This window comes from Azorhizobium oxalatiphilum (assembly GCF_014635325.1).
Taxonomy (GTDB): Bacteria; Pseudomonadota; Alphaproteobacteria; order Rhizobiales; family Xanthobacteraceae; genus Azorhizobium; species Azorhizobium oxalatiphilum.
Window position 1 is genome coordinate 1,516,140 of the sequence record NZ_BMCT01000001.1, and the last position, 14,410, is coordinate 1,530,549.

Annotated in this window: 10 protein-coding genes and 1 riboswitch; of the genes, 2 read left to right on the forward strand and 8 right to left on the reverse strand. The window is 66.0% G+C overall.

All coding sequences use genetic code 11. The features are described 5' to 3' along the window. Nucleotides 1-19 precede the first annotated feature (19 nt). From IEW24_RS06750 to IEW24_RS06785, 8 genes are all read right to left on the reverse strand, one after another. Complete coding sequence (locus IEW24_RS06750) at nucleotides 20-1,516, reverse strand: PepSY domain-containing protein (RefSeq protein WP_188576571.1); 1,497 nt, start codon at nucleotides 1,514-1,516, stop codon at nucleotides 20-22. Continuing rightward, entirely contained in the window at nucleotides 1,516-3,660 is a 2,145-nt protein-coding gene (locus IEW24_RS06755) for a TonB-dependent receptor (RefSeq protein ID WP_188576573.1), read from the reverse strand. Before IEW24_RS06755 ends, IEW24_RS06750 begins: the two co-directional genes overlap by 1 nt. A gap of 363 nt (nucleotides 3,661-4,023) precedes the next feature. Next, nucleotides 4,024-4,251: riboswitch (cobalamin riboswitch) on the reverse strand. Between the two features lie 97 nt (nucleotides 4,252-4,348). Next, nucleotides 4,349-6,217, reverse strand: coding sequence for a TRAP transporter large permease (locus tag IEW24_RS06760; protein ID WP_188576574.1), 1,869 nt, complete (start codon nucleotides 6,215-6,217; stop codon nucleotides 4,349-4,351). A gap of 84 nt (nucleotides 6,218-6,301) precedes the next feature. After that, a complete protein-coding gene (locus tag IEW24_RS06765; protein ID WP_188576576.1) occupies nucleotides 6,302-7,321 on the reverse strand; it encodes a TRAP transporter substrate-binding protein in 1,020 nt (339 codons plus the stop codon). Between the two features lie 44 nt (nucleotides 7,322-7,365). Continuing rightward, the gene (locus tag IEW24_RS06770; RefSeq protein WP_188576578.1) at nucleotides 7,366-8,139 is read right to left on the reverse strand and encodes an SDR family NAD(P)-dependent oxidoreductase; all 774 of its coding nucleotides are present in this window, start codon (nucleotides 8,137-8,139) and stop codon (nucleotides 7,366-7,368) included. Nucleotides 8,140-8,207: 68 nt separating this feature from the next. After that, nucleotides 8,208-9,584 carry a four-carbon acid sugar kinase family protein gene (locus IEW24_RS06775; RefSeq protein ID WP_188576579.1) on the reverse strand — a complete coding sequence of 459 codons (1,377 nt, stop codon included), beginning with the start codon at nucleotides 9,582-9,584 and terminating at the stop codon, nucleotides 8,208-8,210. Beyond that, nucleotides 9,581-10,837 carry a ribulose-bisphosphate carboxylase large subunit family protein gene (locus IEW24_RS06780; protein ID WP_244644192.1) on the reverse strand — a complete coding sequence of 419 codons (1,257 nt, stop codon included), beginning with the start codon at nucleotides 10,835-10,837 and terminating at the stop codon, nucleotides 9,581-9,583. Before IEW24_RS06780 ends, IEW24_RS06775 begins: the two co-directional genes overlap by 4 nt. 38 nt (nucleotides 10,838-10,875) lie before the next feature. Beyond that, entirely contained in the window at nucleotides 10,876-11,670 is a 795-nt protein-coding gene (locus IEW24_RS06785) for an SDR family NAD(P)-dependent oxidoreductase (protein ID WP_188576583.1), read from the reverse strand. 335 nt (nucleotides 11,671-12,005) lie between these two features. Here IEW24_RS06785 and IEW24_RS06790 point away from each other — a divergent pair, with 335 nt between their 5' ends. Continuing rightward, nucleotides 12,006-12,884 carry a LysR substrate-binding domain-containing protein gene (locus IEW24_RS06790; RefSeq protein WP_244644194.1) on the forward strand — a complete coding sequence of 293 codons (879 nt, stop codon included), beginning with the start codon at nucleotides 12,006-12,008 and terminating at the stop codon, nucleotides 12,882-12,884. A gap of 205 nt (nucleotides 12,885-13,089) precedes the next feature. Continuing rightward, entirely contained in the window at nucleotides 13,090-14,175 is a 1,086-nt protein-coding gene (recA, locus tag IEW24_RS06795) for a recombinase RecA (RefSeq protein WP_188576585.1), read from the forward strand. Nucleotides 14,176-14,410: the final 235 nt, after the last annotated feature.

Here is a 14,410-nt window from a genome sequence, read left to right on the forward strand (position 1 = left end):
GACGGCGTTCCGCCCGGCCTCAGCGTACCAGACGTCGCCAGCCGATCACCACGCTGCTGACGGAGATGACGAGGCCGAACAGGCTGAGCGTCCACATCACCAGATCCCAGGCCGGGCGGTTCTGCAGCAGGATGTTGAGATCGAGGCTGTGCAGGCCGTTGTAGAGCCAGCGGTACACCCGCCCGCTGGATGTGCTGGCTCCGACGATGCGGCTGGTCGCGGGATCAATATGGATCCATGTGCGTGCATCATCTGCGAACTCCACGCGCACCACGGGCAGGGGGCGTTCGCGGTGGTGGCTGTACCAATAGGCGTCATAAGCGGTGAGGCGGGTGACGCGCGCGATCGGCGTGCCGGGGAGCAGAGGGCCTGCGGCCTTCGCGATGTCCGCATCCGACAGCGCGACGGGGGCGCCATCCGCATCCAGAAGCGCAAGCTGCGAGCGGGCATCGGCGAGCAGCACCAGGGGGCGGCCTGAAAACCAGATGAGATGGGCTTCCACGGCCTGCGCATGCTGTCGGCCCCAGCGGGCGATATCGCCGGGAAACGGCCCGCCGCCGTCGCCGCGATAGGCGGTTTGCGCGGTCGCGGGCAGGGGGCTCCGGGTGAAGGCGTTGCCGGGATTGAGCGACATCCAGCCGGAGAAGATGAAGGTCAGCACCGCGATGCCGCCGATCAGGCCGGATATGTGGTGCCAGAGCATCCAGCCGCGATAGGGCGAGACGCGCCCGCCTTTGTAGCGGGATTTGCCGAGGCGGACGCGCAGGATGCCGATCCAGATGCCGGTCACGGCCACCGCGATGCAGAAACCGGAAATCCAGAGCACCACGTTCGCCCACAGCAGGCCGTTGGTGCGCAGCGGGGTGAAATAGATCCAGTGCGGCACGGCGCCGAGCCAGTTCCAGAAGCGTTCGTGCGCCGTGGTCTGGAGCACGATTTCGCCCGTGCGGGCAGAGACATAGGCTTCCCCGCCTGCTCCGTCGTTCAGCGCGATGAGGTGCAACGGGCGATGGGCATTGTAGCCCTGCGCCACCGTCCACTGGTCGCGATCGCGCGTGTCGATCAGGGCGGCGGAGGGCGATTTGAGGTTCTCGCGGGCCAACTGCGTGGCATCGTCGGCCGTCATCCCGTCCAGCCGCCGGCCGTCCTCTGCTGACAGGATGATCACCTGCCCGGCCTCATCTGTGAGGCGATAGACGGGCGTCCGGCCTCGCATCTGCAACGCCACGTCGCGCACCTTGCCCCCGGTGCGCGTTATGGCGTCGGCGGGCGTGATCGCCACCTGATCCCAGGCGATGGGCGGCAGGATGGCCCTGCGCGCCGCATCGCTCTGGCCGGGGTAGGCCACGTACATCATCACCAGCCCGGAGGCGAACCACATGGCGAACAGCAGGCAGGAGGCGATGCCCAGCCAGCGGTGCACCCAATAGAGCCAGTGCTTCGTCTGTTTCCAGAGGCGCGGACGCCACCCCGCCTTCGCGGGCCGGCGCGTCGCCGGGGTGGTCGCCGCAACCATCAGAAGCGCACGCTGGCAGACAGTTCAGCTGTCAGCGGCTGGCCCAGCACCCATTGGGTGTTGGTGGATGAGCCCGTGACCGCATAGGTCTCGTCGAACAGGTTGAAGACCTTCAGCGCGACCGTTGAGGCCTTGGTCGGCGACCATTCGATGCCGGCGTTCACCACATAATATTCCGGCCGCCGGTAGGTATTGGCCTCATTGGCCCAGGTGGCGCCCACATATTGCAGGCCGGCCCAGGTCTTCCAGCTGGGCGCGAACATCCAGGTCAGCCAGACATTCGCCACCTGCTCCGGCACGCCCACGGGGGTGTTGCCGGTGGCGTTGATGCCGCCGGTGGTGATGAAGTTGTCGTACTTGGCATCCAGCACCGCGCCATTGGCCGTTAGTCGCCAGTTCTCATGGAAGGCGAGGGAGAAGGTGCCTTCGATGCCCCTGGAGGACTGCTGGCCGATCTGCTCGGTGACGGTGGAAGAGGCCGAGGACCGCGCCAGCAGGTCGTATTTGGTGATGTCATAGACGGCGAGTGTCCACTCGCCGCGCCCGCCCCAGAACGATTGCTTCACGCCGGCTTCATACTGCTCGGCAGTGGTGAGGTCGAACTTGGTATTGGCGCTCGCGAGCGTGATGAGGCCGGACACCGGATCGATGCCGGACGTATAGGAGGCGTAGAAGGCGAGGTCGGTGATGGGGGTGAAGACCACGCCGATGCGGCCGGTGAGGGCGGAGTAGGACTTTTCGAACTCCTGCACCCCCGTCACCAGATTGGTGCGGGTGATGGTGGGGTTCTCCGAGCGCAGCCCGCCGACGATGGACCATTGCTCGTTGAGCACCAGCCGGTCTTCCGCGAAGATCGAATATTGCGTGGTGTCGGAATGATACTTCGGCACCGTCGCCACGGGGCTCAGGAAATAGCCGGGATCGAAGCCGACCAACGGCACCGTCGAGGTGCCGCCATAGGGCGAGTTGTTGGTATGGGTGAAATTGATCCTGTTGACGTCGAAGCCCACCACGAGCTGGTTCGCCATGCCGAAGATCTGCGATTCATAGGTCGCGTCCGTGCGGTTTCCGGCCTGTGTCTGGTCGTGCAGGATCTCCAGATAGTCGGAGCGCGCAACCAGCCCCGTCGCGGGCTGGAAGGCATAGGCTTCGGCGTTCCGCCAGTGGCGGTTGCTGGTGAGATAATAGAAGGTTGAGCGCACGGTCAGCTGATCCGTGGGCGTCCATTCCGCCTTGAACTGGGTCCAGTTGTCCTCATAGCGATCGACCGCATTGAGCACATTGTAGTTCTGCGTCTTGTTGAGGCGGCTGATCTGGCCGTTGATCAGCGGTGTTCCGAAATACTGCTGCGGATTCTGCAGGCCATAGTCGTTGCTCAGCGAGAGCACGAGATTGTCGGTGGCCTGCACGCGCACGGCCGCCGAGACGGCGAGGTTGCTGTTGTCGCCCCGGTCCACCCAGCCTTCCGAGGTCTTGCCGGCGATGTCGAGCCGGTAGGAGACGCGGTCGTTGATCGGCCCGGTGGCATCGATGCCGAAGCGGCCGGTCATCAGGCTGTCGAGGGCGAGGAACGCCTCGCCATGGCTCTTGAACGGGTCCGGCTTGCGCGGAACGACGTTCACCACACCGCCGATGGCGCCGTCGCCATAGAGGACGGAGGCGGGACCGCGCAGCACCTCGATGCGTTCCGCCGACCAGGTATCGAACGGGAAGGTGACGGTGCCGGCGCCCACATAGAGCCGGGTGCCGTCATAGAGCTGCATCACCGAGCCGTGGCCGGAGAAACCGCGCGTGGAGAGCGAGGTGCCGCCATTGCCCGGTGCGGCATTGGTGCTGAAGCCGGCGGCATCCTGTGTCACCGCGTCGATGACCGAATATTGGCCGCGCTCGCGGGCGAGATCGCCGGGAATGATCTGCACGCTGGCCGGCGTTTCCAGCGGGGTGAGGTCGAGGCGGCTGGCGGTGGGCGAGGGCACGAGAAGATTGAGCCCGGCTCCGAGCGGCTGTGTGGTCACGTCCACCGTGTCGAGGGCGATGGTGTTGCCGGTCTCGGCGCTCTGCGCCAGAGCGGAGCCCGTTGTTGAGGCGGTGATCAGGGCAATAAGGGAGGTCTGCGCGCAAAGGCGCGCTGTGCGGAAGAACATGCGGATGGCCTGTATGTATTCGGCGGGACGTGGCAGCGGAAAACCCCGGCAGGGGCATCGACCGGCGTGCGGACGAGATCCCATGGGGCGCTCAGGGGCGGGCCATGAGCATCATGAGCAAATGATATAATGTATCATTTGCTCATGTGTCCAGTGATGGCTGTTCCTGTGCGGCGATCCGCGGTGTGCGAACGGCGATCTGCGCCGGGCGCGAAGGGCCGGCTCTCGCGCGGCGCGGAATGATGTAGCGTGGTCAAGCCTCTACCCCGATTGCGATGGGCAAGGGGCTTTGGAGGAGGCGACAGCGGCCCACGGCGAACGGATCGGTGGAGCCAAAGCGCACCACCGGGACACCCCGCCCGAGGACGATATGCTGTCGGGGTAGGTCTCCTGGCTCGCGGGTCGTCGCCTTAAGCCCGGCCTTCCCAGGACAGGATCCCAGTGGCGCTGATGGACGAAAGGCTAACCGCTTACAGTTGCGGGGGCAGCTTCGGCATTGGTGATCACCCCGTCAGGAGTGAGACCGCACCGTATTCCCTCTTAGCTCTGGCACCGGAACCGGCCCAGAGAACCTCGACAGGCGCAAACTGCCGGAAGGGAAATGCATCGTCAAGAATGAATATAAGGATTTCTTTATATTTGCACCGTTGCAAACCGGCCCGGCGTTTCCGCCGGGCCGGTCGCGATGTCAGATCAGGCCGACGGAGATCCACGGGATCAAGGCGATGGCGATGAGGCCGATGAACAGCGCCGCCAGGTAGAACCAGATGTTCCGCATGGCGGTGTCGGGCTGAACCTTGCCGATGGAGCAGGCGATGTAGAAGCCGATGCCCACGGGCGGCAGGAACAGGCCGATGTTCATGGCCACCACCACCACCATGGCGTAGTGCACCGGATCGATGGCCAGCGTCTTGGCGATGGGGAACATCAGGGGGGCCAGCAGCACGATGGCGGGCAGGCCCTCCAGCAGGCAGCCGAGGATGAGGAACACGACGATCGTCACCGCCATGAACACCACCCAGCCCCCGGGCAGGCCCTGCATGGCATTGGCGAGATAGCCGGCAAATCCGGTCTGAGTCAGCGCCCAGGCGGCGGCGGAGGCCGTGCCGAGGATGATCAGGATGGCGCCGGTCATGGCCGCCGTCTCCACCAGCATGCTGTAGATCTGGCGCCGGCTGATGCCGCCATAGAGCGTCATGCCGGTGATCATGGCGTAGAGCACGGCGATGGCGGACACTTCCGTCGCCGTGGCGACGCCCTCCGTGACCGCGCCACGCACCAGGAAGGGCAGCACGAGGGCCGGAGCGGCGATGAGGAGGGCCTTGCCGACCATGCCCCAGCTGGCGCGCGCAACGCCGGTCATGTTCTCGTGCCGGGCCTTCCAGCGGGCGGCGATAGCGAGGATCATGAGCAGGAAGAAGGCGACGATGAAGCCCGAGGCGAACAGCGCCGCGATGGATACGCCCGCCACCGAGCCGATGACGATGAGCACGATGGAGGGCGGCACCGTATCCGCCATGATGGCGCCTGTGCCCAATAGGGCCACCATCTCGGCCGGCTTGTTGCCGCGCCGCTTCATCTCCGGGAACAGGGCCGGGGCGACGGTCGCCATGTCGGACACCTTGGAGCCGGAGATACCGGAGACCAGATAGAGCGAGCCGAGCATCACATAGCTCATGCCGGCGCGCACATGGCCGAACATGGTGCCGAGCACGTCCACGATGGCCTTGCCCATGCCGGTGGCGTCCAGAATGCAGCCCAGCAGCACGAAGATCGGAACCGACAGCAGGATGAGGCTCGACATGCCCTCGTCCATGCGGCCGACGATGACGGTGAGCGGCAGCTTGGTGGAGAACATGAGGAAGGCGAGCGTGCCAGACCCGAAGCAGAAGCCGATCGGCACGCCGAGCGCGAGGCACACGGCGATGACGCCCACCAGCAGCACCACGATGTTGCCCTTGCCCAGCTGGGCGAAGGCTGGCGTGAGCAGCCACATGGCCAGCACGACGGCGGCCACGACAGCGAGCGACTTGACCATGTCGCTCGTGGTGGTCTCGCGCAGGAACTTGGCGGCAAGAACCACCAGCATCAAAGCGATGCCGAGCGGGATGCCGGCGATGCGCCAGGCCATGGAGATGTCGAGCGCCGGAGCCGTGATGTCCTTCTCGAAATAGGTGTGTTCGAGGGCGGAGGGCAGCAAGGCGGCGAGGAAGGTGCCGATGATCACGAGGCCGGTGGCCTCCATGAAGCTCTTCAGCTTCGGCGGCGCCCGGTTGACGAGAATGGCGAGGCGCAGATGCTCGTTGCGGTCGATGGCGATGACCGCGCCCAGCATCACGATCCAGAGGAACATGAAGGAGGCGATCTCGTCGCCGGCCACGATGGGGCGGCCGAGCACGTAGCGGCAGAAGACGTTGACGCAGACGAGGCCGATGAGGGCGACGATGAGGAGCGCCGAAATGGCTTCGAGCGGCCGCATGAGGAAGCCAAGTCCTGACGTGCGGCGCGCCAATCCAGGTTCGACGATGCCGTCGTGAGTCTCTATGGCGTGATCCATGGGCTTCCTTCCTGAGGATGATGCTTTTTATTGGAAATTACCTTGCGGAAGGATTTGGCCTTCCGCAAGGTGAAATGCATCGGGTCAGGAGAGCTTTCCGGTGGATTCTTCGAGCAGGTTCCAGGCTTCGTCGCCGAACTTGCCGCGCCACTCTGTATAGAAGCCGGCCTTGGAGAGTGCGGTCCGGAAGGGCGCCGGATCCACGTCGTTGAAAATCAGGCCTTTGGCTTCGAGATCCTTGCGCAGCGCGTTGTTCTGTTGGGCCACCTCTTCGCGTTCTGCCATGCACGCCGTATTCAGGATGCCAGAAACCTTGTCCTGTAGGTTGGTGGGCAGCTGGCTCCACGCGCGGCGGTTGATGAGGAACCACCAGCCGTCCCACATGTGATTGGTCATGGAGCAGTATTTCTGCACTTCGAACAGTTTGGCCGCGGAGATGATGGCCGGCGGGTTCTCCTGCCCATCCACCACATGGGTCTGCAACGCGGAATAGACCTCGGCGAAGTTCAGGCCCGTGGGCGTGGCGCCGAGGCCGCGGAACAGCGACAGCCACAGCGCGCTCACCGGCACGCGGATCTTCAGCCCGTTGAAATCCTGCGGCTTGACGATGGGGCGTACCGAATTGGTGGTCTGGCGGAAGCCGTTGTCCCAGATCTTGTCCAGCACCACGAGGCCGCCCTTGGTGATCTGCCCGCGCAGATAGGTGCCGAGCTTGCCGTCCATGGCGTTCCACAAGGTGGGATAGTCCTTGAAGGCGAAGCCCACGCCGGAGATGGCCGCCACCGGGATCATGGTGGAGAGCACGTTCACGCCCGAGTTGAGGAAGCACTCCATGGCCCCCGAGCGCAGCTGGGACAGCATGTCGCTGTCGGCGCCGAGCTGGTTGTTGGGGAAGAGCTGGAGATCGAACTGTCCGTTGGTCTCGGTCTTGATCTGCTCCGATGCCTTGCGCAGATGCACGTTGAGGGGATGGCTCTCGGGCACGTTGGTGCCGACCTTGAAGGTGAATTCCGCTGCGTTGGCGTAGCGCAGGGGCAGTGCTGCGGCCACCGCCGTGCTGGCGGCGAGCGTTGCGAAGCGGCGGCGGGTCATGATCAGGGACATTGGCGTTTCCTCCCGTTTTTTTGGGTTGGTTATGCGTCGTCTGGTCAGGCGGGCGGGGCGGCCTTCGAGCCCCGGAACATCAGGCCGGCGGCGCGGAAGCCGCCGTCCACATTCAGCGTGTGGCCGTGCACGTAGCGCGCCTCGTCGGAGGCGAGAAAAACGGCGGCATCGCCGATCTCTTCCGGCGTGCCATAGCGCGTCATGGGGATGAGGTAGTTGTAGGCGGCGCGTGTCGGCTTATCGTGCGCGAACTTGGCCATCTCGGTCTCGATGGCGCCGGGAGCGATGTTGTTGACGTTGATGTTGTGCTCAGCAAGCTCCACCGCCATCACCTTGGTGAGGAGTTCGAGCCCGGCCTTCGCCGCGCCATAGGCGCCCCGGCCATGGCCGCCGCGCTGGCCGGAGAGCGAGGCGACATTGATGATCTTGCCGCCGCCCTGCGCCGCCATCACCTTCGAGCATGCCTGCGCCACCAGGAAGGCGCCGGTGAGGTTGATGGAGATGGTGCGGTTCCACTCCTCCAGGCCGATGTCGAGGAAGGGCGTGTTGCCCCCGATGCCGGCATTGTTCATCAGGATGTCGATGCGGCCGTATTCCTTCATGATCGTATCGACCATGGCGTTGACGGAGGCCGCATCGGCGACGTTCACGCCGACTGCGAGACCTTTGCCCAGCTTCGCCACGGCCTCGCGGGCACCGTCCTCGTTGAGATCGGCGATCACCGGGATCGCGCCCTCGGCCACGAACGCCTTGGCGACCGCAAAGCCGATGCCGCGCGCGCCGCCGGTGACGAGGGCGATCTTGTCCTTGAGTCTCATGTGTCCTCCACCGCCGGATGATCCGGCTGTTCTGTCTTTGCAGGCGTGTTCGTCGTGGGCGGGCCGGCTCAGGCCGGCGCACCGTCACGGGCGCGGGCGAAGAAATCATCGGCGCCCACCTGTCCGCCCTTGAGCGCGATCTCCAGCCCATCCCGCGCCGGATCGGGCGCATGGGCGCGGCAGAGCGGCGAGCCGGAGGCCAGCGGCGCGATGGCGGTGAGCGCATCGATGCCGAGCTGCTGGGCCGCATGGCCCGAGGTGTCGCCGCCGGAGATGACGGCGCGGGGCAGAGCGGCGGTGCGCACCACCTGATCCAGTAGCCGGCCAAGGCCGGCGCCGATGCGGTCGTTCACCGTATCGATGGCGATGCCCGAGGTGGCGACCGCCTGCCGGAAGGCGGCAACGGAGGGATCCTGCGGGCCGGCGGCGGAGAAGACCAGCGGATCGCGGCCCTGCGACAGCGCATCGAGGGCGGCTTGCGCGGCGCGGCCGATCTCCGCCTCGAATGCGGTCTCGTCCACCGCGCGGGATGCATCGAGGCGGATGGCGGCGAAGCCGCGTTCGGCGGCATAGGCGATCTGCCGCTCGGTGACTGGCGAGACCGAGCCGGACACGCAGGCGATGCGCGTGACCGGCTTCGGGCCGGAAACCGCTGCGGCGGCCGGCAGCAGGCCGGCGGCGCGCCAATGGGCGACGAGCGCGGATTCCAGCCCCTGCGAGCCCACGGTGAAGACCGGGACGGGACCGCGCTGCCAGATCAGCCGCCCGGTCTCGGTGAGGGTCTCGGTGTCGAGCACATCGAGCGAGATCACCTCGGCGCCATCGGCCAGTTCCGCCGCCAGCAGCGCATCGGCGCCGCCCCGCTTCATGGTCACGAAGTCAACAAGGCCGATCTTCTTCCCCGTCTGGCGGGCGAGGTGGCGGCCGAGGTCGGCTTCGTCCATGGGCGTCACGGGATGGCGCGACATGGTGGGGTGGCGGTCCAGCCGATAACCCTTCCCATGGGCATGGGCGAACAGATGGCCGAAGGACTGGAAGCGCCCCATGCCGGGATCGCCCACCACCAGCGGAATCCAGCCCGCGAATTGCCGGGCGGCGATGTCGATGGCCCGGCCGATGGAGCCCACATGCGGGGCAGAGTCGAAGGTGGAGCACACCTTGTAATGGATCACCGGCGCCCCGAGGGAGCCGAGCAGGTGGAACACCGGCGGCAGGTGCTCTTCCATCCATTCCGGGCTTCGCGAGCGGGCGACGCCGGCAATGCCGATGCCGCGATAGTGCGAGAATTCCGCCAGCCGTTCCGGTGTCGGCGTGCCGAGAAAAAGCACCGTTTCCAGCCCGGCGAAGGCCAGCGCCTCCATGGAGGCGGACGAGCCGGTAAAATCGTCGCCATGGAAGGCGACGAGCGGCCCGGCGGGCAGGGCGCGCGAGGCCGCCCCGCTCATGCCGCCATTTCCAGCGCCCGGCCAAGCTCCGGATGGGTGCGGGCGCGCTCCTCCAGCGATACGCCGGCCACGGTCGCGTCCCAGGCTTCACGCAGGGAGCGCACGCCCGCGCCGGGGCCGTCCGGATGGGCCATGATGCCGCCGCCGGCCGTCATGATGAGGTCGGTGGACTTCAGGCCCGCAAACGTGGCGGGTACCTGCCGGGCGGACTGGCCGGAGGAGAAGACCGGCATCACCGTGCAGGGCTTGTCCGGGAACATGGGGGTGAGGCATTCCAGCGCCGAGGCCATGACGCTGTCGTCCTCCTCGGAGAACTTGTTGGCGATGCCGTTCACATGCATGTGGTCGGCCCCCGCCAGCCGCCAGATCTTCTGCCAGGCCACATAGGACCAGCCGAGCAGGGGATGGCGGGTGAGATAGCCCCAGCCGTTGCGATGGGCATGGATGGGCAGTTGCGTCATCCGGCCCAGCTCGATCATGCCGGCGAGGCCCACGGAATTCAGGCTCGCCATCACGCAGGTGCCGCCCTGCGCCAGCACCAGATCGTGGCGGTGGCGCATCTCGTCCATGTCGCCGGTGAGGTTGAAGGCGTACATCACCTTCTTGCCGGTGCGGTCCGCATGCGTGTTGATGACCTTCATCACCTCCCGCACGCGGTCGTCGAACGGGCAGGCGGGGCCATCGGCCTGCAGTTCGTCATCCTTGATGAAGTCGATGCCGGCCTCGCACAGCTCCTTCACCAGGGCGGCGGTCTGCGCCGCATCGAAGCCGACGCTGGGCTTGATGATGGTGCCAATGAGCGGGCCGGAGGCGATGCCGGACAGGCGGCGCGTGCCCTCGATGCCGAACTTCGGGCCGGGGTATCTGTCCGCGAAGGCCTGTGGCAGGCGGATATCCAGCAGCTTGAGGCCGCTGACCTGCCTGAGCTCGAACAGATTGCCGGCCACGGTCGCCAGCAGGTTCGGCAGCGAGGGGCCGAGATTGGCCAGCGGCCAGGACAGCGTGACCTTCGCCCGCGTCACCTTTTCGCCGGGGCGGGCGCCGGGCGAGGGAAGGGAGCGCACGGGCACGTTCTCCTCCAGCACGGTGAGGTGCACCACGCGCGCTGCTGAGCGCTCCTTCAGCTCCGGCGTTTCGCCGGGAATGGCGACGAAGGTGCCGCTGGACTGCTCGCCCGCCATCACGTCGGCGGCCTTCTCCGGCGATCCGGTCGTTTCCAGCAGATAGTCGGCTTCAATGCGATCGGTCAGCATCTGCATATCCCGGTTTGGGGGAGGGAGGCGCGCGGTTTTCAGGACGCGCGGCAGCTCAGGCCGCCATCGACGGGCAGGCTCACGCCGGTGATGTAGGCGGCATCGTCCGAGGCGAGGAACAGCGCGGCCTTGGCGATGTCCCAGGCCGTGCCCATCTTGCCGCTCGGGCAGGCGGCGTCGCGGGCCGCCACCATCTCGTCGGCATTGGCATACTGGCCGGAAATCTGCTGGAAGATCAGCGGGGTATTCATCAGGCCGGGCATGATGGCATTCACCCTTATGCCGTCCTTGGCATATTGGAGGGCGAGGCCCATGGTGAAATTGTTCACCGCCGCCTTGGAGGCGTAATAAGCCGAATAGGGATAGCCGGTGTAGCGGATCGCAGCGATGGACGAGACGTTGACGATGGCGCCGGACTTCTGGGCGAGCATGTGCGGCAGCACGTGCTTGGCGGTGAGGAAGCAGCTCTTCACATTGATGTCCATGGTGCGGTCCCAGCCGGCCTCGTCCAGCTCGATGGGGCCGCCCATCTGGGCGTAGCCGACATTGTTGTGCAGCACATCAATACGGCCATGGGCCGCCATCACTTCGGCCACCACCTGCGCGATGGAGTCCGACTTGGTGACGTCGCAGGCATGGGCGGACGCGCGGCCACCCTCGCCGGAGATGATGGACACCGTTTCCTCGGCCGCGGCGCGATTGATATCCACGCAGGCCACATGGGCGCCGTTGCGGGCGAACAGAGCGGCGGTGGCCTTGCCGTTGCCCCAGCCCGGACCCACCGAGCCGGCACCGAAAACGATGGCGATCTTGTCCTTCAGACGATCGGTCATGCTGTGACTTTCGCTGTGATTAAAAAGGAAGCTGCACCGGGCGCGGGCACGGTTGGGCAAGCCGCTGTCCGGGGCAATGTGCCCTTGCGGCAGCAATGGCACCGTCGCGCAGGTGGCAAAAGCGGTCGGCGTGGCCGTAGCGCTTGTGCGGGCGTATTTTGCGCGCTGTCAGAAGGCAGAAGGCGCGGATTTCTCCGCATGGTCCCTTGGCATGTTCCACCCAATTCTTGTTTGATTGAATGCCAAGCTATATCCCCGCTGGGGAAGGTGAAATCGGAAATCGACGCAGCCGCCTGTGAGTTTTCCTGACAGGTCCATCATATGGAGCTCTGCCTGTGGCCCCACCCCGTCTGCCGTTGAACGCCTTGCGCGCCTTCGAGGCCACGGCCCGTCTCGGCAGCATGTCGGCTGCGGCCGGAGAACTGGGCGTCACGCACGGAGCCGTGAGCCGGCATGTGCGGGAGCTGGAGGCGCAGTTCGGCCTCTCGCTGCTGCGGCGGCAGCCGAAATCGGTGGTGCCGACGCCGGGCGGGGCGCAGCTGGCCTCCTGCCTCGGCGAGGCGTTCGATCTGATGCGCCTCGGCGTCTCGCGCCTCGCGCCGTCGCCGCTCACCCTGTCGTGCTCGGCCACCATCGCCATGAACTGGCTGATACCGCGCCTCGGGGGCTTCAAGCGTGACAATCCCGATGTGGAAGTGCGCCTCAACATCAATTACGGCGAGGTGGATTTCGTGCGCGACGAGATCAGCGTCGCCATCCGCTCCAGCATGTTCCGCGCGCCGCAGGACGTGGTGATCCGGCCGCTGCTGCGGGAGGACATCGGCCCGGTATGCCATCCGGACTATGCCGCCCGCCTCGGGCTTTCGGTTCCGGAGGATCTGGCGCGGGCCCGCATTCTCGGCACCGCCACGCGCCCGGCCGCATGGCGCGAGTGGCTGGAGGTGATCGGGCATCCCGACCTGCTGCTCGACGCGCAGGAGACCTATGACCATTTCTATCTGCTGATCCAGGCGGCGGCGTCCGGCCTCGGCATGGCCATGGCGCCGCGCATCGTCGCCATCGACGCCATTGCCCGCGGCCATCTGGTGGCACCGTTCGGCTTCACGCCGGGGCCGCACGAACTCAGCCTCTGGATCGCTCCGCACCTCAGGGCACGCAGCGACGTCAAGCGGCTGGTGGCCTGGATTCAGGCGGACATGATCGCCTCGTCCTAGCTGGCCGGCCGCGAGGTGGCGCGGCCGTCTGCCTTGTCCACAGGGGCAGGTCGGCCGTGGTGGCCGGATCGGTCTCCAGCAACACATTGTTAGCAAAGAAAATTCCGGCGACCCGAGGTGCAAAAAGAACAGATTGCGAACATGGAACAAATAGAGTACGAACGCCGATGTAGCATTTCTCTTGCGCCAGGCACGGAGCGCGGCGATGACTCAGTCCACTCTCAGACTCGTCGAAGGGTCCTCCATGGATAAGACCAAGGCGCTGGACGCCGCGCTCTCTCAGATCGAGCGTCATTTCGGTAAAGGCTCGATCATGCGGCTCGGCAAGAGCGGCAAGGTCATGGAGATCGAAAGCATCTCCACCGGTTCGCTCGGCCTTGATATTGCGCTTGGCATCGGCGGCTTGCCCAAGGGCCGCGTCGTGGAAATCTACGGTCCGGAATCCTCCGGCAAGACCACGCTGGCGCTGCACTGCATCGCCGAGGCCCAGAAGAAGGGCGGCACCTGCGCCTTCATCGACGCCGAGCATGCGCTCGATCCCGTCTATGCGCGCAAGCTGGGGGTCAATCTCGATGATCTCCTGATCTCCCAGCCGGATGCCGGCGAGCAGGCGCTGGAAATCTGCGACACGCTGGTGCGCTCGGGCGCCATCGACGTGATGGTGGTCGATTCGGTGGCCGCGCTGACCCCGCGCGCCGAACTCGACGGCGAGATGGGCGACAATCAGCCGGGCCTGCAGGCGCGCCTCATGAGCCAGGCGCTGCGCAAGCTCACCGGCTCCATCTCCAAGTCCAACACCATGGTCATCTTCATCAACCAGATCCGCATGAAGATCGGCGTGATGTATGGCTCGCCCGAGACCACCACGGGCGGCAACGCCCTGAAGTTCTACGCCTCCGTGCGCCTCGACATCCGCCGCATCGGCATGATCAAGGAACGCGACGAGGTGGTGGGCAACCAGACCCGCGTGAAGGTGGTGAAGAACAAGCTCGCCGCCCCGTTCAAGCAGGTCGAGTTCGACATCATGTACGGCGAGGGCGTCTCCAAGATGGGCGAACTGCTCGATCTCGGCGTGCGCGCGGGCGTGGTGGAGAAGTCCGGCGCCTGGTTCTCCTATGACAGCCAGCGCCTCGGCCAGGGCCGCGAGAATTCCAAGACCTTCCTGCGGAACAACCCGGAAGTCTCGGCGCGCATCGAGGCGGCCATCCGCCAGAACGCGGGCCTCATCGCCGACCAGATCCTGACGGGCGGTCCGGACGATGATGACGGGGATGACGCCGCCGAGGCGTGAGGCAGGACAGGGATTGATCGGGCGGCTTCGGCCGCCCGTTTCGTTTCCGGCAAGCTCCTCGCAGGGGGCAGGCTTCCGCAGGGGGGCAAGCTCCCGTAGGGGGACAAGCTCCCGCAAGGGGCAAGCCTCCGCAAGAGGGAGGTCGCCCGGTTTGGGTGGGGCAGGCCCATCCCCCGGGGCCTTGCTGGACAAGCGCAGGGGCCATGGTTAAACGATCATGTCCCTTTTTGGGCGT